The sequence below is a fragment of the Dickeya oryzae genome (assembly GCF_009372235.1).
Lineage (GTDB): Bacteria > Pseudomonadota > Gammaproteobacteria > Enterobacterales > Enterobacteriaceae > Dickeya > Dickeya oryzae.
The window spans coordinates 155242-176986 of record NZ_ML762922.1; the positions used below are offsets into that span (position 1 = coordinate 155242).

The window sequence follows — 21745 nt, forward strand, 5'->3', positions numbered from 1 at the left end:
TATGCTGCAACCTGCTTGATTAAACAAGCATATTTAACATCCTGGCCTTAAGGCCGGGATGTTCTGTTATCGCGCCAGTGGCAGCATCATTCGAGATAATCCCCCCCTCCCGTTAAGCGGTTGATTAATAATAGAACAATGGCATCAACGTCAGTATTATTGGCTCGGATTCAGCGGCGATGAATGAGAGTCTCGATGAAACTTTCCGATTTAGGCGACAGAATTTGCATTATCGGCCCATCAAATAGCGGTAAATCTACTCTGGCGCATGCCATCGCGAAGAAACGTCATCTGGAGGTTATTCATCTGGACCGTTTTTTCCATATCCCCTATTCGAACTGGCAAGAACGTCCATTCAATGAATTTCTGCTATTGCACGATGCGGCAATCAATAAAGAAAAGTGGGTCATGGATGGAAATTATAAAAGATGCCTGCCGCAGCGTTTATCCCGTGCCACCGGGCTTATTTTGCTTGATGTATCCACACTGGCGAGTTTGTCTCGCTATGTGAATCGCACACTGTTTCAATACCAGCGTTATGGTGGTCTGGAGGGAGGAAAAGACAGACTGAACTGGAAAATGGTCCACCATATTACCGCTGTCACGCCAGGGAACAGGAAATACTATGCTGAGCTTTTTGAAACGCTAACACTCCCCAAGATAAAGCTCGCATCCATTAAGGAAATCAACAAACAGTTTGATGCGTGGGGCCTCACAAGATAGCATTCGGGGACAACCTGTCACGCAGTTCAAACGCGCAGTAAATATCAGGCAGGCGTTTTCAACGAGCGCGGTGCCCCCGATTTACGCCAGTGTTCAGTAATACGCGGCATGCTTTCTTCTATCCAATCGACCAGCACACGCACCTTTTCCGATGCTTCTTTTCCCAGCGGGGTCAGGCTGTATTCCACGTGCGGCGGCACCACATCGTAAGCCACCCGATGAATCAAACCGTCGCCTTCCAGACATTGTAAGGTCTGAGCCAGCATCCGTTCGCTGATACCATTAATCAGCCGACGTAATTCACTGAACCGCAGCGTTTTGGACTCCAGTACAATCAGAATCAGAATGCCCCAGCGGCTGGTGATATGTTGTAAAACCTCGCGCGACGGACAGGCCGCTACCAGTAAATCCCCACGCTGAAATCGTTCAACTTTTTGCATGCTTCACCTTTTATCGTTACTGCCCACACGCCGGTACAAGATAGCGGTAGAAATAAACACTCGCTTTCCGATGCCCCTTGCACTTTCACCCTATCAGGGATTAAAAACATCATCAGCATAAAATAATCTAATGGAATAATGAGAGGTAAATGAATGCCGCCATCATCACAAAGAAAATAAGGAAAAAAGAGGCAACGCGGCTACAGGGTGGATATTGACGTTATCTGGCAGATAATACAGGGATTACATAATATCGACATTAATTCAAGACATTCATTCCATCAAATAAAGCGAATTAAAGCACGCTATTCACGCAATCAATAAAGATAATAAATTCAACAAACTAGAAAAACACGCCACCAGAAGTGCCTGATATCAGGTAAAAGACTATCACTGCCAAAAATGAAAATGTTAGGCTGTCGATGCTTTTTGCACGCGAGTCTTTGGTGCAATAACACACTGAAAAAGCGACACACCGAAAAAGCCATTTCAAGCTGCTGTGAGACAAGCCTCCTGCCACTGGAGTATTTTTTCTCAGTCTGTATAAGGGTGTCCTCTACTTTTACTTTAGCTACTACGTTTATTTTGAAAAAACACTACGAGCACACAGCAAAAAGGAAATCTTTCCTCAATCCCTTATTTGATAAAGGAATGCTCGTATGCACAAAAACTCACTCGTCCGCGCCATAACGGTTGCGGGTTTGTTTTCTCCCGCCGTCACCTTTGCCGCTGGCACCTGGTCGGATGCAAGGAATGACGCTATGGGAGGAACGGGTGTCGCCTCATCCCACTACGGTTCTGCGGCATTGACCAACCCGGCACTGCTCACCAACGCACAGGCCAGCGACAATGTTAGCGTGATCCTCCCGTCCGTTGGCGTCTTCGTTTCCGATCCAGACAAAGTGGAAGACAAATTCGATCGTATCAAAAGCAGTTGGGACAGCGTCAAAAACACGCTGAACGCCAGCAGCGGTGTCACCAACCCGCTGTTGCGTCGACTGGCGTTACAACAGGGTATCTCCTCCTTTCAGTCGCTACGGGGTGAATTGGAAGGCATCAATGGCGATCGCGCTTACGGCGATGCCGCGGCAGCGGCCGTCATTGCGGTTCCCAATCAAACACTCCCCTTCGCTTTTGTTGTGAAAGGCTGGGGGGTTGCCAACGCCAAAGCGGTGGTGACCGACCGTGACCTGGCCTATCTGGATAGCGTGGCGGCCGGGAGAACCATTCCCAGTTCAGCCGACCTGAATAGCTTCACCTCCCGGGCCGAAGGCGCAGGCGCGCTGGTGACCGAGTACGGTGTCGCCATGGCGAAAGCATTCAGTATTGCCGGTCAGCCGGTCTCGGTCGGTATCACACCGAAACTGCAACGGATTGATACCTATAACTATATTGCATCAATCAATAACTACAGTACCTCCGATTTTCGCAATTCAGAATTCAGAAAATCCACGACCGGTGCGAACCTGGATTTGGGGGTAAGTACCAACCTGACGCCCAACTGGAGCGCCGGTCTGGTGGCACAAAACCTGATAGGACGCCGGATCGATACCAAAGAGGTGCAGGGCATTCAGCGCACTTTCAGCCTTCGCCCGCAGGTCACTGCCGGTACCGCCTGGAACAAAGACAAGCTGACGCTGGCGACCGATATCGACCTGACGCCCGCCAGTGGTTTTGATGCGGAGAAAAAGAACCAGTACGCCGGTGTGGGTGCGGAATATCGCGTGTTGTCCTGGGCGCAATTGCGTGTGGGTTATCGCGCCAATATGCGCGACAGTGACAAAGACCAGGTCACCGCCGGTGTTGGGCTATCTCCCTTCGGCGTCCACCTTGACCTGACCGGCATGGTCGGTACCGCCAGCCAACACACCTATGGCGCTGCCGCCAAACTGAGTTTTACCTTCTGAGCCTGTGGCCCGGTATCGTGACTGATGCCGGGCCATATTCAGATAACAGGCCATCTTACCCGCGTTATCCCCGCGTTATCGCCGCGATTTAGTGCGCGCCTCCCACTGCATCACCAGACTGATAGCCGCTGGTAACACCGTCAGCGTCAGCAATGTCGCGACGATCAGCCCGCCGATAATGGCGTAGGCCATCGGCCCCCAGAATACCTGTCTGGAGATAGGGATCATCCCCAAAATCGCCGCCATGGCAGTCAGCAGAATGGGACGCGATCGGTGGCGAGCCGCGTGAATAATTGCCTCGGAGGCCGACATACCGGCGGCGGTGTTGGTGTCCACCTCACTGATCAGGATCACCGCATTACGAATGATCATCCCTGCCAGGGCGATAACCCCGAGTAAAGCGACAAACCCCATCGGCGTACCGGTTGGCAGCATCGCCGCCACGATGCCAATCAGCCCGAACGGTGCCATCATCACCGCCAGCATCATGCGAGAGAAGCGTTGTAACTGCACCATCAGCAATATCAACATCACCAGCAGCGTGACCGGCAACACCCGGTATACCGAACTGTTCCCCTTGTTGGACTCCGCTACCGAGCCGCCTTCTTTAATACGGTAACCCGAGGGTAATGTCGCCTGATACGCCGCCACTTTCGGTGCCAACGTCGCTGACAATGCCTGAGCACGAACCCCAGGAGCCAGGTCGGTTTGTACCGTGATAAAAGGGATACGCTTGTGACGCCAGATAATCGGTTCGTCAATGCCATACCCGATGGAGGCTATCTGCCCCAGCGGAACCTGTTGCCCATTAGCCGCACGCAGTTGCAGACTGGCAACCGTATCCAGATCCTGGCGCTCCTCATCACGGGCACGCACCACCACACCCACCATGCGGTTACGATCGCGCACGCTGGTTACCGTGGTGCCGGAGAAAATGGTCGCCAACGCGCTGGCGACATCCTGCGAACTGATGCCCACCGCACGCGCTTCCGTCTGATTGAGGTCAATACGAATCGCACGCTCCGGTTCACCGGCGGTCAGGTTCACTTCCCGTGTACCGGGGGTGTTGCCAATCAGCGCGGCCAGGCCAGTCGCATACTCACGAACCTTGCTAATATCTGGCCCGCTCACCCGGTATTTGAGCGGCCAGCCAACGGGTGGCCCTAATTCCAGCGGCGATACGCGGGTCACCAAATGGCTGAAATCCTGTTGCAGGCGTTTCTCCAATCGGGCACGCAGCGCATCCCGCTCTTTTAACCCTTTCGCGACCACCACCAGTTGCGCGATATTTTCATTTTCTAACAGTACGTCCATGGGCAGATAAAAACGTACTGCACCGGAGCCGACATAGGTAGAGAAATGATCCAGATCCGGGTCGTCTTTCAGCGACTGTTCCAGCCGCTCCACCTCTCGTTCGGTCGCTTCCTGAGAGGCATTATTCGGCAACGTCAGGCTGACCAGCAGTTCTGGCCGGTCCGATGCCGGGAAAAACTCGCCTTCCAGCCGACCAGCAGCAACGATAGCCAGCGCCAGCAACACCACCGCCAGCATCAGTGTTCGGCCACGGTAGCGCAACGCGCTCGACAACAAGCGCTCGTAGAGACGCGACAGCCACCCGGCGTTATGTTGATGGGCTTTCACCGCCTTCGGCAGCAACCAGACGCCAATCAGCGGCGAGAACAGAATAGCCACCACCCAGGAGCTGATGAGCGAAATCATCACCACAATAAACAGCGAGTAGCAGTACTCACCGGCGCTGGATGCGGCAAACCCCACTGGAATGAAACCTGCGATCATCACCAGCGTACCGGTCAGCATCGGAAACGCGGTGGTGTCATAAGCACGGGTAGCGGCCTGTTCACGGGCATCGCCCTTCTCCAGACTCGATACCATCGCCTCCACCGTGATCATGGCGTCGTCCACCAGCAGCCCGAGCGCGATAATCAGCGCCCCCAGTGAAATGCGCTGCAGGCCAATACCTGCCACCTCCATACCGGTGAAGGTCATCGCCAGCACAATCGGTATCGACGCCGCCACCACCAGACCAGCACGGCTACCTAGCGAGACAAACGATACCGCCAGCACGATCACGACGGCCTCCAGCAGCACCCGGACAAAACCGTTGACCGACGACGCCACCACCGCAGATTGATCCGCCACGTTGGTGACCTCAATCCCATACGGTAGTGACGCGCTGATCGTCGCCATCTTGCTGCGCAGCGCGTTGCCGAAATCCAGCATATTGCCGGTCGATGCCATTGAAATCGCCAGTCCAATGGCCGGTTGTCCATTAACGCGGAACGCTGGTGCGGGCGGCTCAGCCGCCTGACGGTGAATCGTCGCGATGTCGGTCAGCGGAATGAAACGGTTCCCAATACGCAGCGTCACATCCCGCAGGCTTGCTTCGGACACAAATGCGCCGCTGACCCGAAGCGCCACCTTGTCACTATCGGTTCGAATGATGCCAGCCGGACTAACGGCATTCTGTGCCTGCAACGCTGCCGCCACCTGTTGCAGGGAAAGCCCCATCCCTGCCAGTTGTCTGGGCGAAAAGGCCACCACAATCTGCTCATCCTGCGCGCCCAATACCTCAATTTTGCCGATATCCGGTGTAGAGAGCAGCGCAGTACGAATGTCATCCACCTTATCGCGCAGCTCACGCGGCGAGAATCCCTCGGCGGTAAAGCCATAGATAGTGCCGAACGTGTCGTCAAACTCATCGTTAACCGCTGGCTCAGTCACCCCATCAGGCAGACCGGGGGCAACATCCTTCATCTTTTTGCGAACGGTATACCAGATGCTCTGCACTTTGGACGGTGGGGTATTGTCACGCAGGTTGACGAATATCACCGCCTCACCAGCGCGGCTGTAACTTTCAGTAAAATCAAGGTAAGGCGTTTCCTGCAGCTTCTTTTCCAGCACATCGGTCACAAAGCTGACGGTATCCTGCACGGTGGCTCCGGGCCAACTGGCAGAGACCACTGCGGTTTTGATGGTAAACGCCGGGTCTTCGTTACGCGGCAAGCGCTCATAGCTCATCACACCGGCAGCCACAACGACCAGCATCAGAAATGCCACCAGTTGCTGATGGGCCAGTGCCCAGGCAGAAAGGTTCCATTTTTGCTTGAATCCCGATGACATCATTGCGCCTCCGCCAGCGCGACCTTTTCACCCGCCCGCAGTTTACTCACGCCAGCGGTGACCACCTTGTCACCCGCCGACAAACCACCGGCAACAACCAACTGAGATTCGCTATACTGCCGCAGGGTGATCGGTTGTAACCGCAACACCTGCGTCTGTGGGTCAACCACAAACACCGCCGGATTATCTCCCTGACGGGTGAGCGCTGAGGCTGGCAACACGATAACGCGACTGCCGGGCAGCGTGATTTCACCCTCTACGGTGGCTCCCAGCACCATTTCTTTCGGTGGTTCGGTGAGTGAAACCCGCACCCGCCAGGTACGGGTTTCCGCGTCCGCCAACGGGCTGACGTCCCGCACACGCCCACGGACTTTGATAGCCGGATTGGATAACAAGGACACGGTCACCAGTGGGTCGGTCAGACCGCTGGTAATCAACCGTTCAGAGACATTGAAAACCGCATCGCGGCCAGTAAACGTCGCCAGTCGCACCACTTCCTGACCCGCAGTCACCACCTGACCGGGGTTAGCGCTAACCGAGGTGATCACACCGGCGACCGGCGCAGAGAGCCGGGTATACCCCAGGCGGTCCTGGGCACTTTTGACACTGGCTTGTGCGCTTTCACGCACCGATACCGCCGATGCCCAGTTCGACTGGGCCTCATCGAGTTGAGAGCGGGAAATAGCGCCATTCGGCGCCAGTTGTTTCATTCGGTTAAGATTTTGCTCCGCGAGTCGCTCCGATGCTATCGCTCGGGTCAAATCCGCCTTCGCGCTTTGTAGCTGGTTATCCGTGTCGCGGGGATCGAGCGTGGCTATCACATCGCCAGCCTTTACCTCTGACCCGACATCCACCATACGCGATACGATTCGACCATCCAGACGGAAACCCAGCGCAGTTTCTTCCGCCGGACGGATCTCGCCGGTCTGGGATAAGACATCACCGGTATCGGATGGCTCGACTGTCACGGTACGCACCGGGCGCAGCGGCGCAGACGCGGGCTTGCTACTGGTGTTATCGCAACCGGATAGCACACCGATAAGCAGTAATACCGCCCACACGCCACAGGCACGAGCAACAGCGCTGCGCCAGTGACAGCTCAAATGATGCAAAACGTAAAGCATGGATCCTGTCTGTGTCATGGTGATTTCCTGTTGACTGCTATCGATCATTACACCGCACACATTTCCAGATTGACTCCACGCTGTATCAAGAAATGGTCAAGAGTACTGAAAACAATTGTCATTACAATATGTTCCTCGTGTCATGCTACCGGCAAATCAAGGGTAAAACACATACCTCCTTGCGAATGGTTTTCCGCCGTCAGGCTGCCACCAAGCGCCTCACAAATCGCTTCGGCAATGGACAACCCCAGTCCGCTGCCGCCGGAATGGCGCGCCCGCGAAGTATCCGCCCGGGAAAAACGCTCAAAGATATGTGGCAAGAATGCGTCACTAACGCCAGGCCCGTAGTCGCGAAACTGAATTCGCCATCGGTCCTGCCGACGTACGATGTCAATCCGCTGCGTCTTACCTTCCACCGCATAGCGCAGGGCGTTATCTATCAGAATGGTAAAAACCTGCCCCAACCGGATCGGATCCGCCAGACAATACCCCTCCCCATCGGCATACAATGTCACTGTAAAACATGCCGCCTCCGCATTGGGTTTCAGCCAGGCGATACGGTCACGCAACAGCTCGACCAGGTTCAGCCGGGTTTTATCGATAACCAGTTGTCCGGCACTGGCCATCGAAAGTAAATGCAGATCCTCAATCAGCCGGTTAAGGTTAAGCATCTGGTTCATCACCATTTGTAACTGGTGGGTATCTGGCTGGAAAACACCATCCAGCATCCCTTGCAATCGCCCCATCGCCGCCGTCAGCGGCGATCGCAACTCATGTGCCATTGCTACATGCGAGGCATGCAATTCACGTTCATAGCGCTCAAGTTGTGCGGTCATGGCGTTAAAGTCACGGGTCAGCAAAGTCAGCTCAGCAGGCGCTCCCGGCACCATCCGGGCACGAGTGGAAAACTGTCCGCGCGCTACCGTACGCGCCGACATCGCCAACTGGCTGAACTGTACCGACAATGGTCGGGCGGCCCATAATCCCAGGACGACAATTAGCGGAATGGCGACCAGCACCAGCAGACTTAAAATCAGCCAGTCCACCGTCGCGATAGACGGATCAAAGACGTCCGGGCCGAACCAGGTACTGAGCAGTTCATAATAACGGGCGAGATCCAGCGTGGGATTCTCACGCAGCAGGATAAACTCGTGGCGTACCGCGTCTGGCATCTTGTGCATCACCCAGAGATTCCAGACAAAGAAACGCAGCCACATGCAGGTGGCGATCAGCACTACCGCACCAATCGCCAGTGAAAGAATCCGCAGGCAAAGCCAGCGCCACAACGATAGATGAGGTATATTATTCATGGCTGACGAAACCGGTAACCCACCGCACGAACCGTTAGCAGTACCCCGCTAATACCCACCGCTTCGAGTTTTTTGCGCAGATTATAAATGTGCGTATCCACCACCCGCTCCAGCGCGTCGCTATCGGGCAGACAGGCTTCCAGCAGTTCCTGACGGGAAAAGGCGCGAGTCTGCGCCCGCAATAGGGTCGTCAGCAGGCTAAACTCTGTCGGCGTCAGCTCCAGCGGCTGACTATGCCCTTGTGTGTCAGTCACTGCCGCCAGCATCGCATCCTGATCGACTAGCAGCATGCCAAAGCTCAACGTCCGGCCTGGCGTCATCACACCGCCAGTGCGTCGTAATACGGCATGTACCCGCGCCACTACCTCACCAGGGTGATAGGGTTTGGTAACGTAGTCATCGGCACCGTAGCGCAAGGCACCTATCTTGTCAGTGTCATCCCCCATCGCGGTAACCATGATAACCGGGATGTCACTTTTACGGCGTAAAGTCATCAACACTTCAGTCCCGTTCATGCCCGGCAGCATCACATCGAGCAGGATCAGATCAGGCTTTACTCGCAACGCCATTTCCAGTCCGCCAACGCCATCACTCGCCAGCAGTACCTGAAAATTATCACGTTTCAGGTACGCTTCCAGCACACCGGCAGCATCTGTGTCATCTTCAATTATCAGAATGCGTTTCAGACTCATCATGACTCTCTTTACAATTTTTTCATAATTTATCGGTAGGGCACTCGCTCTCGTGTGTATACTAAAGTGCTTCGTACAAGGAAGCACGAAAACGCCAGTATAAGGCAATACACTTTCCCCGTTTAAGGAGTTGAGATCGGATGATAGTGCGACATATCCCTTTTTACATCGCCACTCTTTTCTGTGCCGCTAATAACGTGAGTTGGGCAAATGATACCGCGCCCGGCCAGCAAGATGGTCTAACCATAGGTCTTGCCACCCACAATGGACCACGCTACAGCGGTTCGGACGAGCGTGTATGGAATCTACTACCAGTCATTGAAGCCCGCGAAGGTGCCTTCTTTTTTGATTCGGCCAAAGGTGCTGGCTATGATTTACAACTCGGCCAGTTCTATTTTGAGCATACATTGAACTATTCGCCTGGTCGTACCGACAAGAACTCATCATCTCGTCCTGGTTCCGACAAATTACGCGGTATGGGCAAAATTGATGGGGTGTTGAACACCGCCGTGGCGTTCGGTTGGCAATTTACCGACCAACTGTCTATAGAGGCAAAAGCGATTTTGCCGCTAACCGACAGTCAGGGTATACAATACCAGACCTCGCTGACAGGTATCTTGTTCCAGAATAACTCAGACACGCTCGGCGCACAGGGGATACTACTGTTCGGCGATGCTCGCTATAACAACCTGTTTTACGGTGTCAACCAGCAACAGAGCCAGAACTCGGGTTATCGCGCCTATCAGGCCCAAAGTGGTTTATATGGACAGTCTGTTTCATTGTTCTGGACACATCAGTTTGACCCGCATTGGGCCACTACGCTCAGTGGCAGCTATACCCGGCTAAACGATAAAGCCTCAGACAGCCCCATCGTGTTTCGCTCCAATCAGGGTGAAGGACTATTTGCCGTTACTTATACGTTCTAAACAGTACACTTAGAGATGGCTTAATCACCAAAAACTACGCCGGATACTACCCAATATCACCACAGGAAAGTCAGATTGATGTGCTTTTCGCTCTGTGAGGTATCCGGCGATAATATTGCAAAATAATCCCCTGATTTCTCCTATGAACCAAACGAAGCCCCTCTAATTTCATAGCTAATTCACGTTATACCTATCATACAGATGGGGAGCAAATACGATAAATATCAGGGTTGAGAAGGCAAGTCCTCCGACCTTCCCTCGCACTATTATCGTTATTGCTTCTATTAATGCATATAAAATAGTCGATCTTAGTTATTAAAAACAAAATACTAATGCTATATCATGAGGTAATGCTGTTTCCAACAGCGTTTACCAGTCAATATAATATCTTGCCATTCAACCGATAAGAGCAACCTTATTGCTGACATAACACCAAATTGGCAATTACCCACATGCAATCAGTACACTAATGCAGTACAACATCACGATACGTTTTACATTACAAGTTTTCATACAGGTACAGTGCGATGCCTTACTAAACTCAAATAATGGATTTCATCGTCCAACACACAAAGAACCATTCAGTTAGAAATTGAGTCTGTACTTTAATTGTCAGACCACTATCTCTGTATTGCACTATCTCAATGAGTATTATAATAATTTTCTTGTGGTCTTTCATTTTATAAAAAGCCATAACAAAAAATAGCCAAGAAAAATTAAACCTTAAGCAAAAATAAAAAATATAACAAACTAAACCGAACAGCAACAATTTAAGAAAAAGCATCATAGAAATTGAAAAAATAAAGCATTCTGAAATATAATAGCCATGCTGCTCCTGAAAACTATTCAGACAGCACTTGCTTTTGTGCCTTTTGACAATTTAATCAGGATTATCATGCCATGAAAAAAGTATTCATCACCGGGGCCACAGGTTTCCTTGGCGGTGCAATTATGGAAAAAGCGCTACAGGACAAGCACATTGAAAATATATTCATGCTGGTCAGGGCTGCTAACAAACAAGATGGACTTAAACGGATTCTAAACAACCTGAGAAAATTTGATATCCCAGAATTATCATTATCTCGTTTGACAGAAGACAATATTATCGTCGGTGATTTAGCCGAACCAGCGTCTTTTCTGCAGAATCCTGTGCTGGACAGTATCACCCACGTCATTAACAGTGCTGCGGTTGCTTCATTTGGCAATAACCCACTCATTTGGAAAGTTAATGTGGAAGGTACGCTGGAATTTGCAAAGCGTATGAGTCAGGTTGCTTCACTGCAAAAATTTATCCAGATCGGCACAGCGATGTCGTGCGTTCCGGAGCAGGATCAGGTGGTAGAAGAATCCAGTCAGTTGGATACGGAAAAATCGCACATCGTCGAATACACGCTGTCTAAAGCCACCATCGAAAACCTGATACGTGAGCATTGCCCAGGTATGCCGTTGCTGATTGTGCGCCCATCCATCATCGTCGGCCATTCACATTTGGGCTGTAAACCATCGAGCAGCATCTACTGGGTGTTTGAAATGGTGATAAAGCTCAATAAATTTATGTGTTCGCTTGATGACAAAATCGATGTCATTCCGGTGGATTTCTGCGCTGATGCGATTCTGATGTTGTTGCATTCAGAACAAGCGATTAATGACGTCTATCATATCTCTGCAGGTGAAGACTCCAGTGTCAGTTTCAACGAGATAGATGAGGCGATGGCGCAGGCAGCAGCACGTCCGCCGATGGGAGAAACCTACCGTCAGGTCACTTACCCTGACCTTATTAAACTACGTAGCAGCTTTAGCGAGCTGTATGGCCCCTGCAATGAACGTCTGATGCTGCGCGCTATGCGTCTTTACGGTTCATTCGCCCAGTTAAATGTGAAATTCAGCAACCGTAAACTGCTGCAACTGGGCATGAAAACTCCGCCGCGCTTTACCGAATATGTGGATAAATGTGTGGAAACCACTCGTCATTTCAGCATACCGGAACTAATGACGGTAGATTTTAAATAATCTAGTTTCTCTGTCCTGCTATCATGAATAATGATAGCAGGACAGATAATAACTGAGTTCATTATTGTTTTTCGTTATATCTTCCACCTATACCTTTCACTAACCAAAAAATCACCCCCATCAAAGAATTACCCCAGCCTCTCAAATAGAAAGCTGATGAAATATCAACAAAAATAAAGTAACTCCACAATATTCACCCCCTCCCCAAAAACCCATCAAAATAAAATAAAATAAAATAAAATAAACAAATAGAATCACTTTACTATTTTGATTATTTTTATTTCCATAAAAAGCAATAATACTCTGCAATATCAGAGCACTAATAGATACATTATTCCTTATGCTTGCTTTGTAAGCTTTCACTCAGCGTCAATAGACTGGCGAGACCCCGGACACACCAATTGTCGGCTCTTGATGTGATACATCTCCAGATTCGGGCGCAGGAAGAACGCCATTTCCCACGGGTTCTTATTGATGAACGCATGGCGCACTTCTTCAAACAACGGCGTTGTCGGGTCAATCAGATGTGCATCACCTTCAATCAGGGTGTAATTCCACTCGATTGAACGCTCAAAGGTATAGTGCGAACGCTCATCCATCGCGAAGAAACAATGTGGATTACGTTTCAGTAATTTGGATTTGAAGGTTTCCGGGAAGGTAATCAGGAAAATATCGTCCTCGACCGAGGAGAGGAACGCCAGCACCGTAGTATGCGGCTGCTCTTCAGCCATCGTCACCAATACGCCAACTTTATTGGTAAAGTCTTTGCGCTCGGTATCAGGCAGTGACGTCATCGCCGTCCAGGGCACCGGTCGTTCCGGGCGATTATCGGTTGGGAACACGTAACCCGGCTCACGAATATCCACGACCGGGGTGAACCCGTGCAACAACTGGCATTCACGCGGTGCCAGAATCACCCAATCTTCATCCACGCTGACCACACGGCCCTTGTACGACGCACGATAGACCGAAATATTGGCATCGAACTCATCAACACCGGTGCGATTATCAAGGTGTATCGTCGCCAGCGTCCCCACCGTCAGGTCATGCCCTTTTGGGAAGAACACCCTCAAGCTGTTATCCGCACGCGGATACACCCCACAGATATGAATTACTACATTTCCTTGTTGGTAACAGGCCAGCACCCCCAGCACCTGCTTACCCAGATACGTCGTCAGACTCATGTTGCAGCACCTTATTTTATTATTCTCGTTACGAAGACGTCAGGCTGTGTGTAAAGTCGCCGCGGCGTCGACTGGCTGGGCGTTATCGGTCCATCACGCCTGCCGTTTCCACCCTATGCGAGCGGAAGATTGACTGTCAAGGCGTTTACCGCCTTTACCATTTCATCGACCCATATGTGAATTTAACTCACACAACTGTGATTTTTTCGGCAGAGATACTCTCTTTTCACACAGGTATGCTCACTGCAAACACAGCAATCCCTACGCAGAGGTCATCGATGAGCGATATTCTGATCCTTATTCTCGCTCTGTTCGCGGGCAGTGTCAGCGGCATTGTCGGCACCGGCGGCTCCATCATTCTGCTGCCTGCGCTGGCGTGGGCGTTCAGCCCACAGGCAGCTGTGCCCATCATGGCGATCGCCGCCACCATGAGTAATATCTCCAAAGTTATCCTATGGCGTAAGGCCATCAATTTACGGGCGTTGGGTTATTACTGCCTGCCGGGCATTCCGGCATCGATCATCGGTGCCAGCCTGCTGTGGGTGATGCCGGTACGTTTGTCGAGCCTGTGTATCGGCCTGTTCTTCCTGTTGCTGATTCCACTACGCCACCTGGCCCACCGACGTGCTTTCATGCTCAATGATAATCAACTGGCGATGGCGGGCGGCGTAGTCGGCTTTCTCACCGGCGTCGTCTTTTCCACCGGTCCACTGACGATACCGCTGTTCGCCGGTTACGGCTTGCTAAAAGGCGCACTGCTGGCCACCGAGTCGGCGGCTTCGCTGGTCATCTATCTGACCAAAGCCTCCACCTTCGGGGTGATAGGTGCGCTACCGTGGTCGGTGCTATTGGCAGGTGTGCTGGTCGGGTTAACACAGGTCGCCGGGGTGTACATCGGCAAACGGTTCGTACTGCGCCTGTCAGACACCCTGTTTAACCGACTGGTGGATAGCATGATGCTGATAGCCGGTCTCTCACTGCTGTGGGAAACCGTACCTGCGCACTAACGTGGCGACGATAACGACAGAAAATAATCGAGGTATTCCCGATACTCGTTACCCAATGTCGGCAACGCCTGAAAATCGAAAAAGCGTACGTCCCGCGACTCGGTTTTATCCACCACAATATCGCCTTGCCAATCGCGGCACACATACAAGGCCGTCAGCACATAGATCTGATCCTGATTGGGCAAGGTGAAAAAGTGGTCGGGGCCAGAAAACATTTTCAGAAAATCGAACCTATTGAGTTGCAGCCCAGTCTCTTCACGCACTTCGCGAATCGCGGTCTCTTCCAGTGACTCCCCCAGTTCCAGTAACCCGCCGGGCAACCCCCATACCCCTTCCAGACGATGCTGCAACAACACCTGTCCACGCGTGTTTAGTAAAATCACGTTAGCGCCCGCCAGCAGTAGCGGACGATGCCCGATCAACTGACGCATTTCCTGCACATAATTCATGACATACCTCTATTCATAGCGAACCTCTATTCATGGCGTACCTCTGCTAACTCAGCCGCGTACGGATTCGGTCATGTACCCACGTTAACGCGGGTGCATGACAATAATGTGTGTGGTGACAGTCAAGGTGTGTGGTGTCAGTCAGACAGTCTCCGTGCTGGCAGCCTGTTCCAACAGCCACTGTTCGAAGCGGTGATGCAGCCGGGTTTTCGCCAGCCCTGCAGGCGTCAGTAAATAATAGGTACGCTCGGCGACACGCAGCGTCGGCAAGGGAGCCACCAACCTGCCCAGTGCCACATCACGCGCCAGTAACGGCAGCGGACCCGGTCCAACGCCTAACCCATCAATCAACGCCGCATACGTGACGTAGAAATGATCAAAACGCAGCCAGTTAAGCGTACCGGGGTCCACTAACCCACCCACATCGAACAGCTGTGACCAAAAGCCGGGGCGCGTTTCGGTATCTAACAGCGTATGGTTTACCACGTCACCGAGAGCAGAGAGCGGCTGATGCGACAGCAATGAAGGAGCGGCCAGCAAGGTATAATGCTCCTGCATAACTGGCAGCGCACTGAAACGATCGCTATTAAACACCCCAAGACGGATCACCAGATCAAAACCGCTGGTCATCGCCAGTTGCTGGGTCGTCGCTTTATGGGATTACACACCGTCAGACTGTATCACAGTCTGGAAAATACACCGTGACCGCCCGGTATAACACATGCCCGATTGGCATAAGGACTGACTGGCCTGTCATGTAGCAGACTTGTATGATGATCAGCCAAATAGATAACAAACCATAGCATTATCAGCAGTACCTTTCAGGGAATACTGCCTGGCGCGTTACCGCCAGCCTGCACGGCATCCAGCCTATTTATCGAGGACGTTATGACAATCAGGCGTTATCCACACCTTGCCCATTGGGGCGCGTTCACCGCTGTTGTTGAAGACGGCAAGCTTATCCGCTGCGAGCCGTTTGCAAATGACCCAGACCCGTCGCCCATGCTCGACTCCATCGTACCGCTAGTCTATTCCGACAAACGTATTCGCAAACCGGCGGTGCGCCGATCCTGGCTGGAAAAACGAGAGAACAGCGATCGTACGCTGCGTGGTAAAGAACCGTTCGTCGAAGTGGACTGGGACCTCGCGCTGGATCTGGTGGCGGAAGAAAACCGCCGGGTACGCGATCGTTACGGCGCTGACGGTCTGTTCGCCGGGTCATATGGCTGGTCGTCCGCCGGGCGCTTTCATCATGCCCGTTCTCAGGTACGACGTTTCTATTTCTCCGGCGGTGGCGCGGTAGACCAGACCGGCAACTACAGCTGGGGAGCGGCACAATTCTTCCTGCCGTATGTGATAGGCACCTTCCACCCGCTCACCGGCAAAGTGACCGAGTGGCGTAGCGTGGCAGATCACTGTGAACTGTTTATTGCTTTCGGCGGACTGGCGCTGAAAAACGCCCAGGTAGCCTCCGGTGGTGCCGGGCACCACACGCTGAAACCGGCGCTGGAAAAACTGGTGGCGCGCGGCATTCCGGTTATCAATATCAGCCCCATGCGCGATGACTGCCCGGCGTTCGTCAACGCGGAGTGGATCCCTATTCGTCCAAATACCGACGTAGCATTAATGCTGGCGCTGGGCTACGAGATACAGCGACGGGAAGCGCAAGACCGTGACTTTCTTGAGCGTCATTGCGTCGGTTACGCACAACTGCGTGACTACCTCAATGGCCACAGCGACGGTATAGCCAAAACACCGGCATGGGCCAGTGCCATCACCGGTATCCCGGCTGCACGTATCGAAAAACTGGCCCAACAGTTGATCGGTGTGCGTAGCTTTATCACCTGTTCTTACTCGGTACAACGTGCCCACCGTGGTGAACAGCCTTACTGGATGATGATCGCACTGTCTGCCATGCTCGGGCAGGTAGGGTTACCGGGCGGTGGTTTCTCGTTTGGTCACGGCTCGATGAACAGCGTCGGTAACGAGCGCATGACATCCCCCGCGCCCGCATCGCCCTCCGTCCCCAATCCCGGCCAGTCGATTCCGGTCGCACGTATCGCCGACATGTTGCTCAACCCCGGCAAACCCTATACGTTTTGCGGTGAGCAACGTACTTATCCCGATATCCATCTGATCCACTGGGCCGGTGGTAACCCATTCCACCATCACCAGCAGCTTAACCGGCTGGTTGAAGGCTGGCAGCGCCCGGATACGGTTATCGTGCAGGATATCGTCTGGACTGCCGCCGCGCAGATGGCCGACATTGTGCTGCCTGTCACCACTTCGCTGGAAAGAAACGACATAGGCGGCTCCTCACGGGATCGTTTCGTGTTCGCCATGCATCAGGCGATTGCGCCACAGCATCAGGCGCGCCATGACTACGACATTTTCAGCGAACTGGCCCAGCGTTTAGGTTATGGCGACGCGTTCACCCAAGGTGGCCGTACCGAGCGTCAATGGCTGGAAACGATGTACCTCAACTGCCGTGAGCGTCAGGGCAGCGCAGGCGAAAGCTGGCCTGACTTCGACGGTTTCTGGCAACAGGGCTACGTGGATATCCCGATGGACGAGCAACCGTTCGTGTTTTTCGAAGAATTCCGCCACGACCCGGTGCAACACCCGCTCAACACGCCCAGCGGCAAAATCGAGCTATTCAGCAGTACCATCGCCGATTACCGTTACCCGGATTTCGCCCCGCATCCGCAGTGGCAGCCGCCGGTAGAATGGCTCGGCGCAGACGTCACACAACGCTGGCCGTTGCACTTTATCTCTATCCAGCCAGCCGATCGGCTGCACAGCCAGCTAGGCAGCACGCCGCAGGTTAACGCGAACAAAACCGCCGGGCATGAAACCCTGTACATGCATCCGCAGGATGCGGCGGCTCGCGGCATTCGCCACGGCGAACGGGTGGAAGTACGCAACGAGCGTGGACGCATCTACGCCGGGGTGGACGTGACCGATGGCGTCACACCGGGTGTGGTGATCATGGCGACCGGTGCCTGGTTTGAGCCCGGTTTCGGTCAGGCGCAATGGCACGAGGTGGAACAGTCTGGCAATGCCAACGTGCTGACCCGTGATATGGGGTCATCACCACTCACACAAGGCCCTAACGCCATGAGTTGCCTGGTGGATGTGATCGCGCTTTGAGTAACATCCCTGTTCCAGCCATAAAAAAACGCCCCCGGTTATCGGGGGCGCGTCCTGTCCATCTACTCTATAAACACTGGCGATCAATGCTTGTCGTGCGCTTTTTCAGCACCGTGATGAGCATGATGATCATGGCGTGACAGCCAGTCCAGATACCCCATCACAAAAGCAGACAACACAAACGTCAGGTGGATAATCACATACCACATCAGCTTGTTGTCCGGCACGTTTTTGGCATCCATAAACACCCGCAGCAGGTGAATAGACGAAATCGCCACGATCGATGCCGCCACCTTGTTTTTCAGCGAACTGGCGTCCATCTTCCCCAGCCAGTTTAGTTTTTCCTTGTCCTCACCGATATCCAGTGCCGACACAAAGTTTTCATAACCAGAAAACATCACCATTACCAGCAATCCGCCCACCAGCGTCATGTCTACCAGCGATAGCAGCGTCAGGATCAAATCGGATTCTTCAATGGAAAAAATGTTCGGCAAAACAAGCCAAATCTCTTCAAAGAACTTGATGGCCAGCGCCAGTAATCCCAGCGACAACCCCAGATAAACCGGAGCCAGCAGCCACCGTGCAGCGTACATCGTATTTTCAAGAAAACGTTCCATAGCGCCTATCAGGTACAGGTTTGAGAGAGATGCATCATAGCGAAAAACCACGCCAGAGTGTTATTCAAATATTCACCGATATAGCATATTGATTTTTAATAAAATAAACCCATTTTCACCGAATTATACCGTCAATGAGCCGAGTAAAGCCCCCTCCATAATAGAATCGACAACTATGAACCCGATCACCTCCGTTTTCTCACTACGGCCCCCATACAACACCGAACTAATAGTACAAGCCGTGGCCGACTAAACATCGTGATGTATAAAGTAGACGTTATCTGCCGCACCACCTAATCTGTTTGTTTTCCCGTTCACATCAGAATAAGACCTATGCAGAAAATAACCCTTATCACTGGCGGCTCACGGGGTATCGGCCGGGCAACAGCGTTACATCTGGCACGACAAGGACACTGGATAGCCATCAGTTATCTGCATCAACAGCAACAAGCGCAAGGTGTGGTTGAAAACATTACCGCACTGGGTGGCAAGGCCATCGCACTTCAGGCGGATGTCACTGACGAACAGCAGATCGTATCGCTATTTACCAAGATTGATAACGAACTCGGGCCACTCTCAGGGCTGGTCAATAACGCGGGTATCCTGCGACCTCAGGCGCGGATCGAAGAGCTGGATGCAGCACGCCTCAACACGATGTTTGCAGCGAATATTACCGGTTGTTTTTTGTGTGCACGCGAAGCGGTTAAACGCATGTCTCATCGCCACGGTGGTCGGGGTGGTGCGATCGTTAACGTGTCATCCGCCGCTTCTCGTCTGGGGCCGCCGTATGAGTATGTAGACTATGCCGCGTCCAAAGGCGCTATCGACTCCATGACCAAAGGCCTGTCGCTGGAAGTCGCGGCAGAAGGCATTCGGGTCAACGCGGTACGTCCCGGATTTATTTATACCGACATCCACGCGGACGGCGGCGAACCGGGACGGGTTGATCGTATCCGCCAGGCGATTCCGATGCAGCGAGGCGGCCAGCCGGAAGAAGTGGCGAATGCGATTGCCTGGTTACTGTCGGATGAAGCCAGCTACGTCACCGGAAGTTTTATCGATCTGGCCGGTGGTAAATGAACAGGCCCATCAGGCAGGCCAACAAAACAAAAACGCTGCACAGTTGTGCAGCGTTCTGAAAGGTGAGAAATGATATATCTCCTGTCACTCTACCATGGTAAAGCATCCGTTCTCGGTTCCCTGGTGTCGGATGCATGACTGTTTGCGTCGGGGACGCCATCAACAATCAATTAGCATATTAGCTATACGCAATTCTTATATTTGGTTATCTGCATGGCACAGATTAATTAATTTATCTAAACGTTATAGCAATAAAAACATATAAGTCAACACATTAATAGACACTTTATGATCTTTAATGTCTATTTTTAATAGACGCATTACAACAACCACCAATCCATTGAATGCATCCACGCTTTTTTATGCGTTTTTTTCAGTCTGTACGCGGCGTGACAGGCCTGACTATCTGATATTTTTTACCCGACAGGGATAGGTGAAACTAACGCGTTATCGTAAGATGAACCCGTCAGAGAACTGGCCTGAGAAGGAATGACCATGAAAACAACGAATGCTCAGCGCAAAACTAATATCATTAAAAATATTGAATATCTGATGCGTACCCGAGGCGAAACAAAAGCCTCATTTTCTAATCGTACCGGGGTAACGCGCACCACCATCTACAAAATTCTTGAAGGTAGGGTCAACAAGGTCCAGCAGTCCACCATCAATCGCATTTCTGATTTCTTCGGCGTCTCCTGTGAAGAAATCGAAGATTACGATCTGGAAAAGGTGGAACAGTTGAACAAGACCGTTTCATTTGACGGTAACAAAAACCCGGCGGCGATTCCTGTCATCCCGCAGTCACAACTGCTATCGGTTCGGCAGAACAAGATTGGTCAGTTAGCGGTCCAGTATCCATTGACCTGGTTCTTCGGAGAAGAAGCCAACATGGTGGCAGTACAGGTGGAGTCGCCGATTGGCGATGCGTTCCACCCCGGCGCGTTGTTGCTCCTGCGCCGACCACCCGCGCTGATGCCAAATACGCCGATACTCTACCACGCTCCTGATGTGGGATTTTTCGTCGACATCCCCAGCCCGGCTGCTGTGGCAGACAAAAGACGCCCGGAGGACACCATCCTGCTGGGATATATCATAGAGGAAAGGATATAAATGGATGCAAACAAGAAATTCAAGCTGCTGGGGTTCAATCATAGCGGCGAGGTATCCGCCAATATCATGGTATTGTCAACCGGCAAGACGATCCATATGGATCTCAAGGAACTGGTCGACAGCGAAATTTCCGATGACCTGAGCAGACACGAACTCAATGCATTGTATAAAAAACTCTATGCCGGCAAAGACATTACTACCGCCTACGATCTCAGCGACAGAAATGAACGCTCCTGGTATGCCTATCTTCTGATCACGGTCATGTTGAGCGTTATCTACATTTTTTCCAATGTTGCCGGTTCCAAACCCATTTTTATTCCTTCTCTGAACATGGTGGTTCCAATCGCAATATTTATCTACCCGCTCACCTTCATACTGGTAGATATTCTTAATGAATTCTATGGGTTACGTCTCGCCCGGCGCACCATTTATGTCGCGTTTTTCTCCAATCTATTCTTCGTCATCAGCCTGTGGTGCACCAGCCTCATTCCCAGCTTACCCGAATGGGAATTTGGAAAAACGTACAATGGTATTACCGAAAGCATTATGGCCGTGTTGGTAGCCTCATCGCTGGCTTACCTGATTTCCGAAAACATCAATGCCTGGGTGCTGCACAAAATCAAGATAATGACCAAGTCGCGTTATCTGTTTATCCGCGTGATCACCAGTACCGTTACCGCTTCGGCCGTCGACAGTGTGATTTTCTGCACCATCGCGTTTTATAATGTGCTGAGTTTTGACGTGATCCGCACGATGATTCTGTCGCAATTTCTGGTTAAAGTGGTCTATGCGGTGTTGGGCGTCGGCCCGATTTACGGTACCCGCAGGCTGTTCAGAAAATACATTCATGCCGTACCAGCAAGGAACTGAGCGAT

General features: G+C 52.2%; 18 protein-coding genes. 9 read left to right on the plus strand and 9 right to left on the minus strand.

Features of this window, described 5'->3' with window-relative positions:
* The first annotated feature begins 195 nt into the window (after positions 1–195).
* On the plus strand, positions 196–723 hold the full coding sequence (locus FAZ14_RS08090; protein ID WP_153508331.1) for a P-loop NTPase family protein: 528 nt from the start codon (positions 196–198) through the stop codon (positions 721–723).
* A gap of 44 nt (positions 724–767) precedes the next feature.
* Here FAZ14_RS08090 and FAZ14_RS08095 read toward each other — a convergent pair whose 3' ends face one another.
* A complete protein-coding gene (locus tag FAZ14_RS08095) occupies positions 768–1163 on the minus strand; it encodes a winged helix-turn-helix transcriptional regulator (RefSeq protein WP_016942229.1) in 396 nt (131 codons plus the stop codon).
* 659 nt (positions 1164–1822) lie between these two features.
* Between FAZ14_RS08095 and FAZ14_RS08100 the strand changes: the two genes are divergently transcribed.
* The gene (locus tag FAZ14_RS08100; RefSeq protein WP_153508332.1) at positions 1823–3070 is read left to right on the plus strand and encodes a conjugal transfer protein TraF; all 1248 of its coding nucleotides are present in this window, start codon (positions 1823–1825) and stop codon (positions 3068–3070) included.
* A 75-nt stretch (positions 3071–3145) separates the two neighbouring features.
* Here the strand turns inward: FAZ14_RS08100 and FAZ14_RS08105 are convergent, their stop codons facing one another.
* The 4 genes from FAZ14_RS08105 to FAZ14_RS08120 all read right to left on the minus strand — a co-directional run bounded on the left by FAZ14_RS08105 (position 3146) and on the right by FAZ14_RS08120 (position 9337).
* Complete coding sequence (locus FAZ14_RS08105) at positions 3146–6214, minus strand: efflux RND transporter permease subunit (RefSeq protein ID WP_153508333.1); 3069 nt, start codon at positions 6212–6214, stop codon at positions 3146–3148.
* Positions 6211–7353, minus strand: a complete 1143-nt coding sequence (locus FAZ14_RS08110) for an efflux RND transporter periplasmic adaptor subunit (protein ID WP_153508334.1) — start codon at positions 7351–7353, stop codon at positions 6211–6213. Before FAZ14_RS08110 ends, FAZ14_RS08105 begins: the two co-directional genes overlap by 4 nt.
* Positions 7354–7475: 122 nt before the next feature.
* Complete coding sequence (locus FAZ14_RS08115) at positions 7476–8645, minus strand: sensor histidine kinase (RefSeq protein WP_038925560.1); 1170 nt, start codon at positions 8643–8645, stop codon at positions 7476–7478.
* Positions 8642–9337, minus strand: coding sequence for a response regulator (locus FAZ14_RS08120; protein WP_153508335.1), 696 nt, complete (start codon positions 9335–9337; stop codon positions 8642–8644). Before FAZ14_RS08120 ends, FAZ14_RS08115 begins: the two co-directional genes overlap by 4 nt.
* 140 nt (positions 9338–9477) lie before the next feature.
* On the opposite strand from FAZ14_RS08120, the gene FAZ14_RS08125 reads away from it, so the two are divergent.
* On the plus strand, positions 9478–10263 hold the full coding sequence (locus FAZ14_RS08125; RefSeq protein ID WP_016942235.1) for a MipA/OmpV family protein: 786 nt from the start codon (positions 9478–9480) through the stop codon (positions 10261–10263).
* A gap of 900 nt (positions 10264–11163) precedes the next feature.
* A complete protein-coding gene (locus FAZ14_RS08130; protein ID WP_016942237.1) occupies positions 11164–12273 on the plus strand; it encodes an SDR family oxidoreductase in 1110 nt (369 codons plus the stop codon).
* Positions 12274–12632: 359 nt separating this feature from the next.
* Here the strand turns inward: FAZ14_RS08130 and FAZ14_RS08135 are convergent, their stop codons facing one another.
* Entirely contained in the window at positions 12633–13457 is an 825-nt protein-coding gene (locus FAZ14_RS08135; protein WP_153508336.1) for a hypothetical protein, read from the minus strand.
* 278 nt (positions 13458–13735) lie between these two features.
* Between FAZ14_RS08135 and FAZ14_RS08140 the strand changes: the two genes are divergently transcribed.
* On the plus strand, positions 13736–14464 hold the full coding sequence (locus FAZ14_RS08140) for a sulfite exporter TauE/SafE family protein (RefSeq protein ID WP_153508337.1): 729 nt from the start codon (positions 13736–13738) through the stop codon (positions 14462–14464).
* On the opposite strand, the gene FAZ14_RS08145 is transcribed toward FAZ14_RS08140, so the two are convergent.
* Complete coding sequence (locus FAZ14_RS08145; RefSeq protein ID WP_016942239.1) at positions 14461–14913, minus strand: NUDIX domain-containing protein; 453 nt, start codon at positions 14911–14913, stop codon at positions 14461–14463. The genes FAZ14_RS08140 and FAZ14_RS08145 overlap by 4 nt on opposite strands.
* Before the next feature lie 141 nt (positions 14914–15054).
* A complete protein-coding gene (locus FAZ14_RS08150; RefSeq protein WP_235914501.1) occupies positions 15055–15543 on the minus strand; it encodes a LysR substrate-binding domain-containing protein in 489 nt (162 codons plus the stop codon).
* Positions 15544–15801: 258 nt separating this feature from the next.
* Here FAZ14_RS08150 and FAZ14_RS08155 point away from each other — a divergent pair, with 258 nt between their 5' ends.
* Positions 15802–18063: a molybdopterin-dependent oxidoreductase gene (locus tag FAZ14_RS08155; RefSeq protein ID WP_153508338.1), complete on the plus strand. Its 2262-nt coding sequence runs from the start codon at positions 15802–15804 to the stop codon at positions 18061–18063.
* A gap of 83 nt (positions 18064–18146) precedes the next feature.
* Here FAZ14_RS08155 and FAZ14_RS08160 read toward each other — a convergent pair whose 3' ends face one another.
* The gene (locus tag FAZ14_RS08160; RefSeq protein WP_016942244.1) at positions 18147–18680 is read right to left on the minus strand and encodes a TIGR00645 family protein; all 534 of its coding nucleotides are present in this window, start codon (positions 18678–18680) and stop codon (positions 18147–18149) included.
* A gap of 333 nt (positions 18681–19013) precedes the next feature.
* Between FAZ14_RS08160 and FAZ14_RS08165 the strand changes: the two genes are divergently transcribed.
* The 3 genes from FAZ14_RS08165 to FAZ14_RS08175 all read left to right on the plus strand — a co-directional run bounded on the left by FAZ14_RS08165 (position 19014) and on the right by FAZ14_RS08175 (position 21740).
* The gene (locus tag FAZ14_RS08165; RefSeq protein ID WP_153508339.1) at positions 19014–19760 is read left to right on the plus strand and encodes an SDR family oxidoreductase; all 747 of its coding nucleotides are present in this window, start codon (positions 19014–19016) and stop codon (positions 19758–19760) included.
* Between the two features lie 495 nt (positions 19761–20255).
* Positions 20256–20870 (plus strand): helix-turn-helix domain-containing protein, encoded by a 615-nt coding sequence (locus FAZ14_RS08170; protein WP_038925563.1) that lies wholly within the window; start codon positions 20256–20258, stop codon positions 20868–20870.
* The gene (locus FAZ14_RS08175) at positions 20871–21740 is read left to right on the plus strand and encodes a queuosine precursor transporter (protein ID WP_153508340.1); all 870 of its coding nucleotides are present in this window, start codon (positions 20871–20873) and stop codon (positions 21738–21740) included. It begins immediately after the preceding gene.
* Positions 21741–21745 lie beyond the last annotated feature (5 nt).

What these genes read in the sequence shown, in the direction of transcription:
- FAZ14_RS08090 (WP_153508331.1), top strand. Translation starts at nt 196, where the DNA reads ATGAAACTTTCCGATTTAGGCGACAGAATTTGCATTATCGGCCCATCA.
- FAZ14_RS08095 (WP_016942229.1), bottom strand. Translation starts at nt 1,163, where the DNA reads ATGCAAAAAGTTGAACGATTTCAGCGTGGGGATTTACTGGTAGCGGCC.
- FAZ14_RS08100 (WP_153508332.1), top strand. Translation starts at nt 1,823, where the DNA reads ATGCACAAAAACTCACTCGTCCGCGCCATAACGGTTGCGGGTTTGTTT.
- FAZ14_RS08105 (WP_153508333.1), bottom strand. Translation starts at nt 6,214, where the DNA reads ATGATGTCATCGGGATTCAAGCAAAAATGGAACCTTTCTGCCTGGGCA.
- FAZ14_RS08110 (WP_153508334.1), bottom strand. Translation starts at nt 7,353, where the DNA reads ATGACACAGACAGGATCCATGCTTTACGTTTTGCATCATTTGAGCTGT.
- FAZ14_RS08115 (WP_038925560.1), bottom strand. Translation starts at nt 8,645, where the DNA reads ATGAATAATATACCTCATCTATCGTTGTGGCGCTGGCTTTGCCTGCGG.
- FAZ14_RS08120 (WP_153508335.1), bottom strand. Translation starts at nt 9,337, where the DNA reads ATGAGTCTGAAACGCATTCTGATAATTGAAGATGACACAGATGCTGCC.
- FAZ14_RS08125 (WP_016942235.1), top strand. Translation starts at nt 9,478, where the DNA reads ATGATAGTGCGACATATCCCTTTTTACATCGCCACTCTTTTCTGTGCC.
- FAZ14_RS08130 (WP_016942237.1), top strand. Translation starts at nt 11,164, where the DNA reads ATGAAAAAAGTATTCATCACCGGGGCCACAGGTTTCCTTGGCGGTGCA.
- FAZ14_RS08135 (WP_153508336.1), bottom strand. Translation starts at nt 13,457, where the DNA reads ATGAGTCTGACGACGTATCTGGGTAAGCAGGTGCTGGGGGTGCTGGCC.
- FAZ14_RS08140 (WP_153508337.1), top strand. Translation starts at nt 13,736, where the DNA reads ATGAGCGATATTCTGATCCTTATTCTCGCTCTGTTCGCGGGCAGTGTC.
- FAZ14_RS08145 (WP_016942239.1), bottom strand. Translation starts at nt 14,913, where the DNA reads ATGAATTATGTGCAGGAAATGCGTCAGTTGATCGGGCATCGTCCGCTA.
- FAZ14_RS08150 (WP_235914501.1), bottom strand. Translation starts at nt 15,543, where the DNA reads ATGACCAGCGGTTTTGATCTGGTGATCCGTCTTGGGGTGTTTAATAGC.
- FAZ14_RS08155 (WP_153508338.1), top strand. Translation starts at nt 15,802, where the DNA reads ATGACAATCAGGCGTTATCCACACCTTGCCCATTGGGGCGCGTTCACC.
- FAZ14_RS08160 (WP_016942244.1), bottom strand. Translation starts at nt 18,680, where the DNA reads ATGGAACGTTTTCTTGAAAATACGATGTACGCTGCACGGTGGCTGCTG.
- FAZ14_RS08165 (WP_153508339.1), top strand. Translation starts at nt 19,014, where the DNA reads ATGCAGAAAATAACCCTTATCACTGGCGGCTCACGGGGTATCGGCCGG.
- FAZ14_RS08170 (WP_038925563.1), top strand. Translation starts at nt 20,256, where the DNA reads ATGAAAACAACGAATGCTCAGCGCAAAACTAATATCATTAAAAATATT.
- FAZ14_RS08175 (WP_153508340.1), top strand. Translation starts at nt 20,871, where the DNA reads ATGGATGCAAACAAGAAATTCAAGCTGCTGGGGTTCAATCATAGCGGC.